Annotated in this window: 17 protein-coding genes; 7 read left to right on the top strand and 10 right to left on the bottom strand. The window is 69.0% G+C overall.

The window, feature by feature from the left end; translation table 11 throughout:
• Positions 1–45: 45 nt before the first annotated feature.
• A complete protein-coding gene (locus KDB67_RS04685; protein WP_291012969.1) occupies positions 46–852 on the top strand; it encodes a DUF3153 domain-containing protein in 807 nt (268 codons plus the stop codon).
• A gap of 9 nt (positions 853–861) precedes the next feature.
• Complete coding sequence (locus KDB67_RS04680; protein WP_291012967.1) at positions 862–2,067, top strand: benzoate/H(+) symporter BenE family transporter; 1,206 nt, start codon at positions 862–864, stop codon at positions 2,065–2,067.
• Here the strand turns inward: KDB67_RS04680 and KDB67_RS04675 are convergent.
• On the bottom strand, positions 2,033–3,043 hold the full coding sequence (locus KDB67_RS04675) for a methylenetetrahydrofolate reductase (RefSeq protein ID WP_291012965.1): 1,011 nt from the start codon (positions 3,041–3,043) through the stop codon (positions 2,033–2,035). The two genes, KDB67_RS04680 and KDB67_RS04675, sit on opposite strands and share 35 nt — an antisense overlap.
• A gap of 17 nt (positions 3,044–3,060) precedes the next feature.
• On the opposite strand from KDB67_RS04675, the gene KDB67_RS04670 reads away from it, so the two are divergent.
• Genes KDB67_RS04670 through KDB67_RS04655 form a run of 4 tightly spaced genes read left to right on the top strand, consistent with a single transcriptional unit; the run spans position 3,061 to position 8,205 of the window.
• Complete coding sequence (locus KDB67_RS04670) at positions 3,061–4,212, top strand: polyprenyl synthetase family protein (RefSeq protein ID WP_291012963.1); 1,152 nt, start codon at positions 3,061–3,063, stop codon at positions 4,210–4,212.
• Positions 4,209–5,750 (top strand): phytoene desaturase family protein, encoded by a 1,542-nt coding sequence (gene crtI, locus KDB67_RS04665; protein WP_291012960.1) that lies wholly within the window; start codon positions 4,209–4,211, stop codon positions 5,748–5,750. Before KDB67_RS04670 ends, crtI begins: the two co-directional genes overlap by 4 nt.
• Positions 5,747–7,267, top strand: coding sequence for an alpha-(1->6)-mannopyranosyltransferase A (locus KDB67_RS04660; RefSeq protein ID WP_291012957.1), 1,521 nt, complete (start codon positions 5,747–5,749; stop codon positions 7,265–7,267). Before crtI ends, KDB67_RS04660 begins: the two co-directional genes overlap by 4 nt.
• Positions 7,268–7,278: 11 nt before the next feature.
• Entirely contained in the window at positions 7,279–8,205 is a 927-nt protein-coding gene (locus tag KDB67_RS04655) for a phytoene/squalene synthase family protein (RefSeq protein WP_324384747.1), read from the top strand.
• On the opposite strand, the gene KDB67_RS04650 is transcribed toward KDB67_RS04655, so the two are convergent.
• A complete protein-coding gene (locus KDB67_RS04650; protein ID WP_291012951.1) occupies positions 8,194–8,562 on the bottom strand; it encodes an Rv2175c family DNA-binding protein in 369 nt (122 codons plus the stop codon). The genes KDB67_RS04655 and KDB67_RS04650 overlap by 12 nt on opposite strands.
• Between KDB67_RS04650 and KDB67_RS04645 the strand changes: the two genes are divergently transcribed.
• Complete coding sequence (locus tag KDB67_RS04645) at positions 8,556–9,824, top strand: protein kinase (protein WP_291012949.1); 1,269 nt, start codon at positions 8,556–8,558, stop codon at positions 9,822–9,824. The genes KDB67_RS04650 and KDB67_RS04645 overlap by 7 nt on opposite strands.
• 36 nt (positions 9,825–9,860) lie before the next feature.
• Here KDB67_RS04645 and KDB67_RS04640 read toward each other — a convergent pair whose 3' ends face one another.
• From KDB67_RS04640 to KDB67_RS04605, 8 genes are all read right to left on the bottom strand, one after another.
• Entirely contained in the window at positions 9,861–11,252 is a 1,392-nt protein-coding gene (locus tag KDB67_RS04640; protein WP_291012946.1) for a class II 3-deoxy-7-phosphoheptulonate synthase, read from the bottom strand.
• A gap of 76 nt (positions 11,253–11,328) precedes the next feature.
• Entirely contained in the window at positions 11,329–11,820 is a 492-nt protein-coding gene (locus KDB67_RS04635) for a polyadenylate-specific 3'-exoribonuclease AS (protein WP_291013033.1), read from the bottom strand.
• An 8-nt stretch (positions 11,821–11,828) separates the two neighbouring features.
• The gene (locus KDB67_RS04630) at positions 11,829–12,563 is read right to left on the bottom strand and encodes a lysophospholipid acyltransferase family protein (RefSeq protein WP_291012944.1); all 735 of its coding nucleotides are present in this window, start codon (positions 12,561–12,563) and stop codon (positions 11,829–11,831) included.
• An 85-nt stretch (positions 12,564–12,648) separates the two neighbouring features.
• Positions 12,649–13,671: an ROK family protein gene (locus KDB67_RS04625; RefSeq protein ID WP_291012942.1), complete on the bottom strand. Its 1,023-nt coding sequence runs from the start codon at positions 13,669–13,671 to the stop codon at positions 12,649–12,651.
• Entirely contained in the window at positions 13,671–14,141 is a 471-nt protein-coding gene (locus KDB67_RS04620; RefSeq protein ID WP_291012940.1) for a hypothetical protein, read from the bottom strand. The genes KDB67_RS04625 and KDB67_RS04620 overlap by 1 nt, the downstream gene beginning before the upstream one ends.
• 179 nt (positions 14,142–14,320) lie before the next feature.
• Positions 14,321–15,607 carry an ArsA-related P-loop ATPase gene (locus KDB67_RS04615; protein WP_324384753.1) on the bottom strand — a complete coding sequence of 429 codons (1,287 nt, stop codon included), beginning with the start codon at positions 15,605–15,607 and terminating at the stop codon, positions 14,321–14,323.
• 56 nt (positions 15,608–15,663) lie between these two features.
• A complete protein-coding gene (locus tag KDB67_RS04610) occupies positions 15,664–16,101 on the bottom strand; it encodes an SRPBCC family protein (protein ID WP_291012938.1) in 438 nt (145 codons plus the stop codon).
• A complete protein-coding gene (locus KDB67_RS04605; protein WP_291013029.1) occupies positions 16,101–16,517 on the bottom strand; it encodes a hypothetical protein in 417 nt (138 codons plus the stop codon). The genes KDB67_RS04610 and KDB67_RS04605 overlap by 1 nt, the downstream gene beginning before the upstream one ends.
• Positions 16,518–16,550 lie beyond the last annotated feature (33 nt).

Genomic DNA, 16,550 nt, shown 5'->3' with positions numbered 1-16,550 from the left:
CGGCCGGATGCCTCCCGGCGGCAGGACATCTGGCACGATGGTCGGGTGCACCCGTCCCCCGGTCCCGCCACCGCATCCCCGGTACACAGACGCATCGTCGCACTGTGTGCGCTCGTCGCACTGCTGATGTGCTCGCCGCTGCTGGCCGGCTGCCTGAAACGGTCCACCACGGTCGGTGACCGGTTCTCCGGATCCATCGTGGCCGCCTCGTCGCCCGACAATCCTGCGGGCACGCCCCAGATCGACGTTCCCGACTCGATGACCGATCAGGTCAGCGTCTCCGAGTTCAGCCAGGACCCCAAGCAGAACGCCGACTCCCCGAAAGGCAACGGCACGGACGCGGACAAGAACCCGGCGGCCCGGCTGCGCCTGGCGGGGACCAAGGCGTCGTTCGTGGACCTCACCATGGGCCAGCTTGCGCAACTCGGCGATATGATCGCCGATTCCTTCGGCGATATCGGCATCAGCGTCGACCTGTCGGCGACGCGACGCGACGGCATCGTGCGTTTCCGGGGCACCGCCGACCTGACCGGCCTGCTCCCCAACCGCGACTATCTGGAACTCAATCTCACCTTCGGTGGGCCGATCAGCGCGACCAACGGCGAGCAGCTCAGCGACAACTCGGTGACCTGGTCACCGACCGTCGGCGAGGGTGCCGATTTCACCGCCGACGCCGAATACTCCGATCCGGCAACCGCCGCGCTGCCGAGTTGGTCGGTGTTCTTCGGTCTGATCTGCCTGATCGCGGTCGGCGCCGTCGTGCTTCTCGCCTATCGTTCGCGCAGCACGGCGCCCCGGCCCGGCAAGCCCACACCGCCGACCGGCGCTTCCGCCGGGACACGTACCCGGTAACCACACCCGTTGACCGCGCCCCACCACCGCTCCCACACATCTCAATCCGTCATCACCGGGATCGCCGCCGCCCTCATCGGCTACACCAGCACGTTCGCCGTCGTCCTGACCGGTCTGCAGACCGTCGGCGCCGACCGCAGGCAGGCGGCAGCCGGGCTGGTCGCGCTCTGCTTCGCCATCGGCGTCGTCAGCCTGGTGCTCAGCAGGCGATACCGGATGCCGCTGACGATCGCCTGGTCCACACCGGGCGCCGCCGTACTCGTCAGTGCCGGGCAGGTCACCGGCGGCTGGGCGGCCTCGGTCGGCGCGTTCATCGTCGCTGCGCTGCTGGTGGTGCTCACCGGGATGTGGCCGCGCCTGGGCCGGCTGGTGGCCGCCATCCCCGCCCCCATCGCCCAGGCCATGCTCGCGGGCATCCTGCTCGATCTGTGCCTGACACCGGTGTCGGCGGTGGCCGAGTTCCCCGCCCGGGTCGCCCCGATCCTCGCCGTGTGGCTGGTGACGTTCGCGCTGTCACCGCGCTGGGCGATCGTCGCTGCATTCGCCACCGCGATGGCGGTGGTCTCCTACGATGCGATCACCGGTGCCATGCCGGTGATCCACTGGCTTCCCGAAGCCGGCGCCACCATTCCGACACTGACCTGGTCCGCGGCCGTCAGCATCGCGATCCCGTTGTACATCGTCACAATGGCGGCACAGAACGTGCCCGGCGTGGCGATCATGAGTTCATACGGCTACACCGTCCCCTGGCGACCGGCGCTGACCGCGACCGGGCTGGCCAGTGCCGCCGCGGCGCCCTTCGGGGCCCACGCGGTCAACCTGGCCGCCATCACCGCGGCACTTCCGGCGTCCGGCGAGTCACACCCCGATCCCGCACAACGGTGGCGCACATCGGCGACGCTCGGCATGTCCTACCTGGTGCTCGGGGTGATCACCAGCGCGCTGATCAGCTTCCTGTCCGTCGCACCACCCGAGATCATCGCCACCGTCGCCGGTCTGGGCCTGCTGGGCACGCTCGGATCGTCGCTGCGCGCCGCGCTTGTCGACGAGGCGGTGGACCGGCCCGCCGACTGCCGCACCGCGGCGGTCATCACCTTCGTGGTCGCCGCCTCGGGGACCACGATCGCCGGGATCAGCTCATCGTTCTGGGCGCTGATCGCCGGTCTGATCGTCTACGGCATCACTGGGGTGCTGCGACGGGAACAGCCGAACTGACGTCGACACCGAGGCGGCCGAGTACCTCGGTGCTCGCCTTCGCGAAGTTCAGGCTGCAGAAGTGCAGGCAGGGGGCACCCTCGGCGACGAGCCGCTGCGCCCATTCGGTGGCGAGGTCGATACCGACGGCGCGCACGGCCGCACGGTCCTCCTGATCGCCGGATCCGGCGGCCGCGGCCAGCCTGGCCTCGACATCGACCGGGATCACCGACCCCGACAGCGATACCATCTTGCGAACACTGGCCAGCGAGGTGATCGGCATGATGCCCGGGATCAGCGGCTTTCCCGCCTGCTCCGGGTCGGCCTTGGCCAGTCTGTCACGCAGCCGCAGGTAGTGCTCGACGTCGAAGAAGACCTGGGTGATCGAATACTCGGCGCCCGCACGCAGCTTGTCGACCAGTGCCCGGGTGTCCTGCTCCAGATCGGGGGCGCGATGGTGACCCTCGGGGAACGAGGCGACGCCGACGTGGAAATCACCGAGGTCACGGATCAGCCGGACCAATTCCTCCGCGTAGGTGACCCCGCGCGGATGTTTGAGCCACTCACCCAGCGGATCGCCGGGCGGGTCGCCGCGCAGCGCGAGGATGTTGGTGATGCCCTGCGCCGCATAGGCACCCACCAGGGACCGCAACTCATCGATGCTGTGATTGACGGCGGTGAGGTGGGCGACGGGCAGCAGGGTCGTCTCGGCAGCGAGTTCACCGGTGATCCGTACGGTGCGGTCGCGGGTCGATCCGCCGGCGCCGTAGGTCATCGACACGAATGCAGGACCGAGACGCTCGAAGGTGCGTACGGTACGCCACAATCTCTCTTCGCCCTCGGCGTCGCGAGGCGGCATGAACTCGACCGAGAACGGGATCGGGCCACGATGCGGCGCAGACAACCGATCCACGATGGAGGGGAACGTCGATTGGGTGGTCACCGGCACATCATACGGAACGGCCCGGATCGTCCGCCGGAATGGACTTCGGGGCATGCCCTAGCCTGATAGCCGTGACGTCCGCACATCCGGTTGACCGGTTCGAAGCACCAGCAGGCCTCAATGAGGTTCCGGCCGCCGTCGGCAGCGTGCTCGATGACTTCTTCGGCCGGGCGATCCCCCATGCGGCGGCCATCGACCCGGTGGTCGGTGATTCGGCGACGATGCTGCGTGAGTTCACCATGAACGGCGGCAAGCGGATCCGGCCGACGCTGCTGTACGCGGGGTGGTGCTGCGGCATGTCCGAATCGGGCCGGCCCACCGCGCCCGGCGACACCGCCGATCCGGCCGAGGCGCTGCGGGCCGGCGCGGCGATCGAACTGATCCAGGCCTGCGCGCTCATCCACGACGACATCATCGACCGATCCGACACCCGGCGCGGTCGCCCGACCATCCACCGCGATATCGAGTCGACGCACACCGGCGCGGGCTGGTCCGGCGACGCCGCGGCGTTCGGGGTGGCCGGGGCGATCCTGATCGGTGACCTGGCACTGTCGTGGGCCGACGACCTGTTCCACGGTGTCGGAGTGGCCGAGGAACTGCCCGCGGGAACGCTGCGTCGCGGTGTGGCCCGCCGGGCAGGCGCGGTGTGGGCCGCGATGCGCACCGAGGTCCTGGGCGGCCAGATCCTCGACATCGTCAACGAGAGCCGGGGCAACGAGTCGGTGAGCGCCGCCTACCGGGTGATGGAGTTCAAGACGGCCGCCTACACGGTGGCCCGTCCGCTCGAACTCGGGGCCACCCTCGCGAGCGGCTCCCCCGGACTGATCGACGCCCTGCGCAGCATCGGGCACGACCTGGGGATCGCCTTTCAGTTGCGTGACGATCTGCTGGGCGTGTTCGGCGATCCCGAACAGACCGGCAAGCCGTCCGGCGACGACCTGGTGGCCGGCAAACGCACCGCGCTCATCGCCATCGGGCTGAACCGGGCCGGCGCCACCGCGGGCGGTGAACTGCGCGGCCTCATCGGCCGACAACTGTCGCCGGACGAACTGGACCGGGCCCGGTCGATCCTGATCGACGTCGGTGCGGTGGCCGACATGGAGCAGCGGATCGACCACCTCGACGAACGCGCGCAGGCCACTGTCGGCGCATTGGACGTCGATAGCTCGGTCCGCTCCGAACTGTCCGCTCTCGGTCATCGGCTCGGACACCGGCAGAAGTGACCGCCAACGAGGGTCGGCATGTGGTGGTGGTCGGCGCCGGATTGTCCGGACTGACCGCGGCGCTGCGTCTGCGCGGTACCGGCTGCCGCGTCACGGTCGTCGAGCGCGGCGCCACCCCCGGTGGCCTGGTCCGCACCGAACAACTACCGGCCGGTCCGCGCTGCGATACCGGTGCGACGGTGCTGACGATGCCGGAGCTGATCGTCGGCGCCCTCGCCGATGTGGGGGTGCCCGCGGACGAGGCATGGCTGAGGCTGGATCTGGTGCCCGTGGACCCCACATATGTGGCGACCTTCACCGACGGCACCGAACTGACACTGCCGCGGGGGACCGACGCCGTCGAGGCCGAGATCGCCGCCCGGCTCGGGGAACGCGACGCGGCCGGGACCGGGCGGCTGTTCGGATGGCTGCGACAGTTGTACGACGCCGAATTCGGGACGTTCATCGACCGTAATTTCCACCGACCGCGCGAGTTCGCCGATCGCCGCACCCTCACCGACGCGGCGACGCTGCTACGCCTGGGCGGCCTGACCGACATGTCGTCAAAGGTGTCCTCGTTCATCTCCGACGAACGGCTGCAGCGGCTGTTCACCTTCCAGGCGCTGTACGCGGGGGTGCCGCCGCAACGGGCCGCCGCGATCTACGGCGTGATCGCGCAGATGGACATCGGCCGTGGGGTGTGGCATCCGCGGGGCGGGATCGGGCGTGTCGGCTCGGTCCTCGCCGATGCCCTGACCGACACCGGCGGCGACCTGCGCCTGTCGACGACCGCCACGCGCATCGTCACCTCCGGACACCGGGTCACCGGGGTGAGCACGGACACCGGCTTCATCGCCGCCGACGCCGTGGTCGCGACCGTGCCGCCGCCGGTGGTCGCGAGCCTGCTCGGCAGGCCGCTGCCGCGCGGCCCACGATGGCGGCGGGTGCGCTATTCCCCGAGCGCCGTCGTCGTGCACGGCATCGTCCCCCGGTCGGTCACCTCGTCGTGGCCCGGACATCACCACACGATCTCCTTCGGACAGGCGTGGGCCGAGACATTCGACGACCTGATCGGCAAGCCGGGGCGGCTCATGCGGGATCCGTCGTTCCTGATCACCCGCCCCGCCTTCTCCGACCCGGACGGCTACATCGCCGCTGATCCGGCGTTGAGCGAGGTCGAGGCCGTATCGATGCTGGCACCGTGCCCCAACCTGCACACCGCCGACCTGGCCTGGGACGCGATCACCGATCCCTACGTCGCCGAATGTCTGCGAACCCTCGAAGACCGCGGTTTCGGCGGCATCGTCGCCGGTCTGCGCATCGAGCGGGTCGACACCCCACGTACCTGGGCCGGATCCGGGTTGCCGGCCGGTACCCCGTTCGGCGCCGCGCACACCCTGACGCAGACCGGTCCGCTGCGCACCCCCAACGCCTGGCCGTCGTTACCGAATCTGCTGCTGGCCGGGTCGGCCACCATTCCGGGCGTGGGGATTCCGCCGGTGCTGATCTCCGGCCGCCTCGCCGCCGAGCGGGTTCTCGAATCCTGGGACCGCTCGTGAGCACCCGACGGATCCTTCATCTGGGTGCCGTCGGCGCACTGCTGGTGTGCCTGGGCAGCTTCGGGATGGGCGACCTGCCCCGCAACTCGCCGGTGGTGACCGATTCAGGACTGGCATGGGTGTCTTACGGACACGGAAAGACGTTGTCGGCCATCGTGTTCTGGTCCGGCGTGGGGGCGATGGTCTACGCGTGGGTTCGCCTCGGTCGGCGCCTGACGGCCACACGCGCCGACGACGCGGACCTGAGCGTGTCGTCGTTGCGCAAAGCCGTAATGCTCTGGGCGGCACCGCTGGTGGTGGCCGCACCGCTCTACAGCCGCGACGTGTACGCCTACCTCGCCCAATCCGCCGTCCTGCGCGAGGGCTTCAATCCGTACACCGACGGTCCCGCACACTATCCGGGGCCGCTGCTCGACAGCATGGCGCAGGTGTGGGCGGCGACCACCGCCCCGTACGGGCCGCTGTTCATGGGTCTGGGCCGCGCCGTCGTCGAGGTCACCGGCGACCACGTGATCCTGGGTGTACTGGCGATGCGCCTGGTGTTGCTGCCGGGCCTGTTCCTGGCGCTGTGGGCGATCCCGCGGCTGGCAGCGCATTTCGGTGCATCGGGCCAGGCCGGGCTGTGGCTGGTGCTGTTCAATCCGATGGTGCTGATCCATCTGATCGGCGGGCCACACGTGGAACTGCTGATGATGGGCGTGCTGGTCGTCGGAGTCGTACTCGCGGTGGACGGCAAACATGTCGCGGGTCTGGCGGTATTGGGGCTGGCCGCGTCGATCAAAGTGACCGCCGGCGTCGCGGTCCCGTTCGTGGTGTGGATCTGGTTGTCGCACCTGCGTTCCGAACGTCGGGCCGGCCCCCGGGAGGCGAACGACCGGGAGGCGAATGACCGGGACGTGACGGCCGGCGACCGGGTGCGGGTGTTCGCCTGCGTCGTCGCGGTCCCGGCTGCCGTGTTCGGGGCGTGGACGCTGCTCCTCGGGCTCGGATTCGGCTGGCTGCACGGGCTGAGCTGGGCCGCCCGGATCATCAACTGGTTCACCGTCCCCACCGCCGTCGGGCATGTCGTCACCTGGGTGGCGGCACCGTTCACCGCGCTGAACCTGCAGGAGGTGCTGCCGGTGACCCGCGGTATCGGCGCGGTATGCCTGGCACTGATCCTCGTCGGTCTGTGGTGGTGGAGCCGCCGCGACGAGCGGTCGGCCGTGGCCGGCATGGTCTGGTCGATGGTGGCCGTGCTGCTGCTCGAACCGTCGACGCTGCCCTGGTACTACACGTGGACGCTGTGTCTGGCGGTGGCGTTCACGCTGCCGGATCGGGTGCGGATGTTCGTGGTGGGGGTGTCGACGTTCATGCTGGTGGTGTACCAGCCCGACGATTCGATCTGGTTCTACCGGCCCGCGTACCTGCTTCCGGCTCTGGCGGTCTCGGTGCTGGCGGCGGCATCGCTGACCCGGCGCGATCCGTTGCGGTTGGGCCGGATCGTGCGCCCCTCCCGAACCACCACGACAGCATGAACCCTCGCCCGGTGTCCGCCACGGTCGCCTGCGGCTATCGCCGTGCGGCGGCGCTCACCGCCGAACACGGTCGCACCTACCATCTGGCGGCGTCGCTTCTGCCCCGTGACAGCAGGGGGGCGGTGTACGCGCTGTACGGATTCGCCCGCTTCGTCGACGACATCGTCGATACGCCCGGTGACGGTGTGACCGACAGTGCCCGGCTCACCGAACTCGATCACGCCGAAACCCTGCTGACCCGCGCGCTCAGCCTCGGTGCCGCGCCCGAACCCGGTACGCCCGGTCCGGACGATCCGTTGACCGAGATCGTCGCCGCCCTCGCCGACACCGTGCACCGATTCGGTATTCCGGCCCGGACTTTCGGTGCGTTCATGCGGTCGATGCGGATGGACTCGCCCGGTTCGCCACTGTTCCGCAACCGCTACCGCACCCTGGCCGAACTATCCGAATACACCGACGGTTCGGCGGCGATCATCGGCGAACAGATGCTCCCGGTCCTCGGCATCGCCGAACCCGACAATCAGGTGCGGACTGCGGCGCGGGCACTCGGTGACGCCTTCCAATTGACGAATTTCCTGCGGGACGTCGCCGAGGATCTGCAGCGCGACCGGATCTACCTGCCCATGGACGAGCTCGCGGCATTCGGTGTCGACGAGGCGCATCTGCGGCGATGTCAGGCCTCCCGCACGACGTCTGCGCCGCTGCGCCGGGCGCTGGCGCACCTGATCGCGGTCAACCGCGACATCTACCGCCGAGCCGAACCCGGTATCGCCCGGCTCCCCCGCCGGACCCGCCCGGCGATCGCCGTCGCCGCGGCCGCCTACTCCGAGATCCTCTGCGAGATCGAACGTTCCGGCTATGAGGTGATGGCTGCCCGAGCCGTCGTCCCCACCCCCCGCAAGCTGGCGGTGGGCGCGGCGGCGCTCTTACAGCGCTAGGGCCTGGGCGCGGCGGATCACCTCGCGCGCCGAGTGGGTGTGGATGGCCTGGGCCGGGTGGATACCGAGATCGTCGATGGTGGTGAACATCCAGTGCAGCGCCTCGTCGCGGGTGAAGCCGCCGTCGAGAAGGATGTGGACGAGTCCGGTGTAGTGCTTGGCGATGCCGTCGTCGTCGAAGAAGAGTGCGGGGACGGCGGGTTGGCCGCCGAGGGAGACCGCGAAGAGGTTGTAGTCGCGGATGAGGGTGCGCACCCGGCCCGCGGAGACCCCGAGGTGCTGGGCGACCTGTTCGACGGTGAGGGTGTCGGTGCCGTCGGGCAGTGCGGTGTCCGCGGTCAACGGTAGTGATGCCACGGCACGAGGATACCGTGCCACCGGTAGATTCTTCCCCTGTGACCGCTTTCCCTGATCCGCTCATCGGTACCTCGATGGAGGGCCGGTACCGCATCGATGCGTTGATCGCCCGGGGCGGGATGTCGGCCGTGTATCTGGGTGTGGACCTGAGGCTGGGCCGGGCGGTGGCGATCAAGGTGATGGACGCCCGGTACGGTTCGGATGCTCTCTTCCTGCGGCGGTTCGAGTTCGAGGCGCGCGCGGTGGCGGGTCTGCGACATCCGGGTCTGGTGGCGGTCTACGACCAGAGTGTCGACTTCGGTACCGCGTTTCTGGTGATGGAACTGGTGGAGGGCGGAAGTCTGCGCGAGTTGCTGCGCGAGCGCGGCCCGATGCCGCCGCATGCGGTGGTGGCGGTGGCAGACCCGGTGCTGGGTGCGCTGGGGACGGCGCATCGGGCCGGTCTCGTGCATCGTGACGTGAAGCCGGAAAACGTGCTGATCTCCGAACACGGTGAGGTGAAGGTCGCCGATTTCGGTCTGGTGCGGGCAGTGGCCGAGGCAGGTGTGACGTCGGCGAGCGTGATCCTGGGGACGGCGGCGTACCTGTCGCCCGAGCAGGTGGAGTCGACGACCGCCGATGCGCGCAGTGACGTGTATTCGATGGGTGTGCTGATCTTCGAGATGCTGACCGGGCGCACCCCGTTCCGGGGCGATACTCCACTGGCACTGGCGTACCAGCGGCTCAGCTACGACGTCCCGGCTCCCGGCGATGTGATCACCGGAGTTCCACCGGAACTGGATGAGGTGGTGCTGCGTGCCACCGAACGCAATCCGGCGGCACGGTATCCGGACGGTTTCGCGATGCGCGAGGCCATCCTGCGGGCGGCCGACGACCTTGATCTGCCGCCGTTCACCGTTCCGCCACCGCGTCATTCGGTTGAACGGATGATCATTGCCCGTAACCGGTCGCTGCAGATGGGGCAACATCCGCCTGCCGGCGTGCCGGGCGTGCCGGTGGCTGATCCCCGGCGGTTGCCGGTCGGCGCCCCGGGCAACCCGCAAGCGCCTGGCCCGCACACTTCGTCGCTGATGGACCGTCCGGACGACGATATCGAGGCCGACGACACGGGCATCGATGACGTCGAACCCGCAGCCCCTTCGTTGCCGACGACCGACAGTGCGGCCACGTTGATCCCCACATTGTGGTTGTTCTTGGTCATTCTGGCGGCGGCGGGTGCGGGCGCTCTCGGCTGGTTCGTCGGCTCCCACCTGTTCGGCTGATGCGGCCGCGTACCGGCATCGTGTGACGGTTCGGCGTTAGCCGCGGAGCATCTCGGCGACGAGGAAGGCCAACTCCAGCGACTGCTGGGTGTTCAGGCGCGGGTCGCATGCCGTTTCGTACCGTCCGGCGAGGTCGACGTCGGAGATGTCCTGGGCACCGCCCAGACATTCGGTGACGTCCTCTCCGGTCAGTTCGACGTGCACGCCACCCGGATGACTGCCGAGGGCCCGGTGTACCTCGAAGAAGCCCTGCACCTCGTCGACGATCCGGTCGAAGTGCCGGGTCTTGTAGCCGGTCGACGATTCGTGGGTGTTGCCGTGCATCGGATCGCACTGCCAGATCACCTTGTGGCCGGTGGCCTCGACTGCGGCGACAATGGGTGGCAGCACTTCGCGCACCTTGCCGTTGCCCATCCGGGCGACGAGGGTGAGGCGCCCGGGGGTGTTGTTCGGGTCGAGCTTCTTGACGTACTCGGCGGCCTGTTCGGGGGTGGTCGTGGGCCCGATCTTCACCCCGATGGGATTGGCGATGAGCTCGGCGAACGCGATGTGCGCCCCGTCGAGCTGGCGGGTCCGCTCACCGATCCACAGGAAGTGGGCCGACAGATCGTAGAGACGCTGTTCGTCGCTCTTGGGATGATCGGCCAGGCGCAGCATCGCCCGTTCGTAGTCGATGACGAGCGCTTCGTGGGAGGCGAAGATCGCGGCACTCTTGAGGCTCGAATCGGTGACGCCACACGCGTCCATGAATCGCAGGCCGCGATCGATCTCGGCGGCGAGTGCCTCGTACCGGGCGCCGGCCGGCGAGGTCCGGACGAACTCCTGGTTCCAGTCGTGGACCCGGTAGAGGTCGGCCTCCGAACCGGTCAGGGCACGCACGAGGTTCATCGCGGCCGCGGCATTGGCGTAGGCCCGGACCAGGCGGGAGGGATCGTGCACACGGGCCTGCTCGTCGGCTTCGAATCCGTTGACCATGTCTCCCCGGTAGGAGAGCAGGCCGAGCGAGTCGGTGTTGGCCGAGCGTGGTTTGGCGTACTGGCCGGCGATACGGGCCACCTTGACCACGGGAACGCTCGCGCCGTAGGTGAGGGCGACGGCCATCTGCAGCAAGGTGCGGATGTTGGCCTTGATGTGGGGTTCGGTGTTGGCGGCGAAGGTCTCGGCACAGTCCCCGCCCTGCAGTAGGAAGGCACGGCCTTCGGCGACCTCGGCGAGCTGCGCGGAGAGCGATTCGACCTCGGCCGGCATGCAGATCGGCGGAACGCTCTCGAGGACCGTGCGCATCTTGCGCGCCTCGTCCTGCGGCCAGCTCGGCTGCTGCAGGGCGGGACGGCTGATCGCGTCATCGAAACGCGCCTGCAGGTCACCGGGAAGCGGGGGCAGCTCGGGAAGCTCGTCAATCGGAACGTCTACGGTCCAGTTCACCACCAGACAAGGGTAGACGACCTGATCCGGTCGCCCGGCCACCGGGCTTACCGGCCGCGAAGTCCCCGGCTATGCGTGGTCAGCCGGCGGCATATCCGGCGGACTCGATGGCCTCCCACCTGCGCAGGTTGTGTCGGGCATCGCTGAGCGCGTCGTGCGCGTCGTCGGGTGCGGGCGGCAGCGCGGGTCTGCCCGCCGACTCCCAGTGCTGTTTGAGTTCCCGGGTGAACCGCGGCATCGGCCGTGGCAGTGCGGTCATGCTGCCCCACAGCTGACAGATCGCGACATGGTCGTACGCACCGATCCAGGCCCAGAGTTCGATGTCCGAGCCGTCGGCGGTGAGGAAGTCCAGGAGTTCGTCGCGGATGGCCCGGCGCGAACGCCAGGCCTTCGATGACGGCGACGGCAGCTTGGGCAGTACGTTGGCCCGAACCCAATCACCTGCCTTACCGGGGTCGAATTCGGTTGACACCGCGTAGAATTCGCGCCCATCCTCACCGACGACGCCGACCGAGATCAGGTCGATGGTCGTGCCGTCCTCGATGAATTCCGTGTCGTAGAAGAACTTCATCGCGCGCGTCACGCCGCAGCGGGGGTACTGCCCCGGTCGCCGCCACCGTCGGGGGACGAACCCGATTGTGCCGGTGCGTTTTTCAGCGACGCCGCGTAGATGTCGACGTACTGCTGCCCGGACAGTTCCATCAGGTTGTACATGATCTCGTCGGTGATCGCACGCTCGATGAACCTGTTGCCCTGCAACCCGTCGTACCGTGAGAAGTCCAGCGGCTTACCGACTCTCACGACGATCTTGGCCGGCCGCGGCAGGATCGATCCGGGCGGGTTCAGCTTGTGGGTGTTGATCATCGCGACCGGGATCACCGGTACGCCGGCATCGAGTGCGATCCGCGCCAGACCCGTCTTGCCCTTGTAGAGGCGGCCGTCCGGCGAGCGGGTGCCCTCCGGGTACATGCCCATCAACTCCCCCTTGTCCAGCTGACGACGGGCGGCGCCGAGAGCACCCGCGGCCGCCTCGGCTCCGGAGCGATCGATGGGAATCTGCCCCACCGCGGTGAAGAACCACCGCTGGAAACCGCCTTTGAGGCCCGACCCGGTGAAATACTCACTCTTGGCAAGGAAGTAGATCCGCCGGTGGACCATCAACGGCAGGAAGAAGCTGTCCATCACCGCGAGATGATTGCTCGCCAGAATGGCGGGTCCGTCGTCGGGAATGTTCTCCAGCCCCTCGATACGCGGACGCCCGAGAACGCGCAGGAGCGGGCCCAGAAAAACGTATTTGAAGAGGTAGTACCACATCCCCGTGCTCCCTGTCGCCGCGCCGAATCACTCCCGAAAACCTTACCTGCCGCAGTACCCGAACACCCGGGCGACGTCCGTGCGACTACCGGGAACCCGTTTCGCCGAGGGCCCGGACCGGCGCCGGGGCCGAAACGGTGACGAACCGCGGGTCGGTGGCCCCGATCCCCTGCCGCGCGACCTCGGCCGCCCCGATCACCCCCGCGGCCTCGCCGAGCTGTGTGCCCCGGATCCTGGCCAGTTGCCGGTACCCGGCGCCGGTCACCAGCCGTGCGTAGTGCTCGCGCGCCTCATCGAGGAACAGACCCGACGAGGCGCCCACGCCACCGGCCAGCACGATCAGATCCGGGTCGAAGATGTCGGCGATCATTGCCAGCCCCTGTCCCAGCGAGAGGGCGAGCTGGGAATAGGCGGCAAGCGCGACCGCGTCACCGTCCGCCGCGGCCCGCGCGACCCGCCTGCCGGTCAGTGAGCCCGGATCGGCGGCGACGTCGGCGGCAAGCGCACTGCGTCCCCAGTCACCGTTGGCGAGCAGTTCGATGACCGTGTCCACCAGCGCAGTTCCACTGCAGTACCGTTCCCAGCACCCGGCCTTGCCGCACGAGCACCGTCGCCCGCCCGGCACGATCGTCAGGTGTCCCAGCTCGGGCGCCACTCCGAAACTGCCCCGGTAGATCTCGCCGTCGAGGATCAGGCCCGAACCGATGCCGGTCCCGATCGCCAGCACCAGCGAGTTGTGTCCGCGGGCCGCCGCCCCGTACCGGTATTCCGCGACGGCCGCCGCGTTGGCGTCGTGTTCGGCGAACACCGGCAGGCCGATACGGGCGGACATCTCGGCGGCCACCGACGCCTCACGCCATGGCAGATGCGGTGCGAACCGGACTATCTGCCGGTCCCTGGTCAGAAATCCGGCGATCGCCAGCCCGACCGCCTTGACCGCCCATCGCGACACCAGTTCGCCGACGAGCCGGTCCAGGCAGTGTTCGAGGGCGTCGGCGGTCGGCGGGGTGGCCGCGCGCAGCGTGTCGAGCATCGCACCTTTGTCATCGACCACCGAGGCCCGCACGCTGGTGCCGCCGATGTCGATGCCGATCGTCAGCGTTGCCATCACGTCGCCGATCCGCGGTTCACGCGTACGGTTATCGGCGCATACGCGGTGTGCACCCGCGGCCCGGACGGCTGGGCAGAGTCGGCCTGCAACGCGCGGACAACGGCTTCGAGGACCGCGATCAGCGCGGTCAGGAGCCGGGCCAGCAGATCCCCCAGCTCCACCAGCAGCGTCGCGATCTCGCCCGATGCCTCGGCAAGGTAGTCGCCGATCGGGACCTGGGCACCGGCCTGACCATCCACTCCGGACGTGGACGAGGCGAACGGCACTCCACCGGCCGTCGTGGGGGCGGTGACGTCGGCTCCGGCCGACGGTCGCGCCGCCGGGTGCCCGGGCGGGGCGAACATCGACGCGATGGTGTCGATGTTGGTCGCCAGGCTGAGCAGCAGGTCGCGGACCACGTCCGTGCCACCGTCCGCGCCCGAGGCGCTCTGGTGGGCTCCCCCGGTGTCCTCACCGTTGCTGGTCATCGTCTCTCGCGATTCCTCACGTGTCCGGCCGGAGTCCCCGGTCCTCCCAGATTTCGATGCGGCCGAAATAGTCGTGTGCCCCATCCGGTCATGTGCCCGACCGGTGTGCACACGCTACACCGCAAGCCGCGGCCGCACTGTGAAACGGCACCCTGTCCACGATCGGCGGACATGGCGGTTCACCGTACCGGCCACACGGCCGGGTCGGGTGCGAATACGATGTGCAATCGCTCTCCGTCCCAGTGTGCGTCGATCGCGTCGCAGCGCCGCAGCACCGACGGCAACCGCACCGGATACCGGAAGCCGTCGACGGTGACCAGCAGATCGTCGCCGGCGCGACCCAGCCCGAGCGTATCCGGGTCGGGTAGCCGCTGGCGCCACACCATCTCGAAACGGGAATCCAATCCGGTGCCGGACAGGGTGGAGACCTGCGCGGTCGACGTCCCGTGGCCCCGGCCCGACGGTGCGTCGAGCACGACACCGAGCTTGCGCAACCGCGCCGGACGATCCAGCGGGGCAGGTGCCGTCGCCAGTTCGTGCACCCGTACCCCGCCGGACTCGTCGGATGCCAGGACCGCCCGCATCCCCGCGACGAGAGGATCCGGCCCGCCCTGACCAGCCGACGCTACGCCGGAGTCGTCACCGGCCCGCGTCCCTTGCCCGGCACGGTTGAGCATCACCGATCGCAACGCCAGGCCCATCAGATCGACCGCCGCCAGCGATGACTCGAGGAGATCGGTCCCCCGGTCGTCGGCACCGACCACCAGGGTGACCGCCGCGCTCGACGGATCGCAGATCAGTTCGGCCACGTCCACGCAGTCGGTGTCGATCGCGTCCACCGCTGCCGAAACCTGCGCGAGCATCGGCCGTTCGGCGGCAGCGGCGATCCGCAGATGCCGGGGCCAGAGCCTGTTGATGAGTTGGTGCAGTACCGTCGGCGTGCGCAGGAACGCCATCGCATCACCCGCACCCGAGCAGTCCAGCACGATCTGCCGCCAGCGCCCGGATGTCGCCTCGTCGCGGACCCGCCGCAGCAGCAGAAAGTCCTCGATGCCCGGCAGCGCGATCAGTTCGCCCGGATCGACCCCGGCGACGACGTCGACGCCGGGGAGTTTGATCGCCGACCGTGCGGTGGCGCCGGACAGGATCGCACCGAACTGTGCCCACGTGGCCTCCAGCAGGGCGAGCCGGTCCAACGCCAGCAGGAACAGACCGCCGGAGACCTGCACGACCTCGTTGGCGCGCCGGAATACACCGAGCCGCCGCGCTGTGCCCGAGAGTCGGTCGACGGTGATCAGCAGCGTGTCGTCGTCGCCGGTTGCGGGCCGGATCACGGGGGCGCCGGGCAGTCTCCAGCCCCCCGAGGCTCCGGAATCCGATGCCCCGGATTCTGATATCCCGGATTCAGATGCCACAGCACCCGAACGGTGCGCACGCGCCAGGTTCAGCGCCCCTGCGGCCGCCACCGACGACACCCCGGACCCCGCGGGCCCGAGGACGATGTGGATGGGCGTCAGATCGATCAGCCTTCGACCCTCTTCTTCAACTCGTTGAGTGCGGTATCGGTAATCGCCTTCTCCGCCCGGCGCTTGAGCTGTCCGATCATGGGGACCAGCAGGTCGACCATCAACTCGTAGGTGACCTTGGTGGAGCCGGGCACCTGCTGGCTGAGCACATAGCGGCCACGTTGGTCACGCTGCAGGTTGCTGCTGACCAACCGCCACGACACCTCGTCACCGCCCGCGGCCCACTCGTAGGCCAGGACATAGGTGTCCTGCAAAATGCCCACGTCCAGATCGAACCGCACCTGCGCGGCCCGTCCATCAGCAAGGGTGTCGAGCACTTCGACGCTGCGGGCGGCCGACACCCACTCCGGGTACCGCGGGAAGTCCGCGATCACCGCCAGGATCTGTTCCGGATCGGCGCCGATGACGATGGACTGCTGCGTCCTGTCGGCCATTACGCGGCCCCGGCGGCCGGGGACCCGACCTCGCGGCCCCGCTCGAGCCGGTCTTTGACCTCGAACGACATGACCTTGCCGGCCACCCTCCGGGACTTGTTGAGGTCGGCGAGCACACCCATGAGCCGGCTCGGATCGGCCGGCAATTGCGCGACAGGCTCGGCATGCAGGAAGTAGTGCAGGACGAAGCCGTCGAGCACCTCCTCGCACCAGATCTCCATCGTGCCGGTCAACGGCCCCGACACGCGCCATCGGACGCCCTGGGCGCCCCTGTCCTCGACCACTTCCAGCCGCAGGTCCGGCCACCAGCGCCGCCACGACGCCTTGTCACCGACCACACCGGCCGCGGATTCGGGGGCTGCGGCGACAAATGTCTGGTCCGCCACCTGAATGCTCGTCACGCCCACTAGCTTCACATATCGCCCCGCGGGCCCGGTAGACACCTCGCC

Origin of the sequence: Gordonia sp. (in: high G+C Gram-positive bacteria), assembly GCF_020438995.1 — a bacterium.
In the GTDB taxonomy this organism is placed as follows: domain Bacteria; phylum Actinomycetota; class Actinomycetes; order Mycobacteriales; family Mycobacteriaceae; genus Gordonia.
Note: the sequence above shows the minus strand (reverse complement) of the source record. Positions and strands in the feature narration are given on the sequence as shown.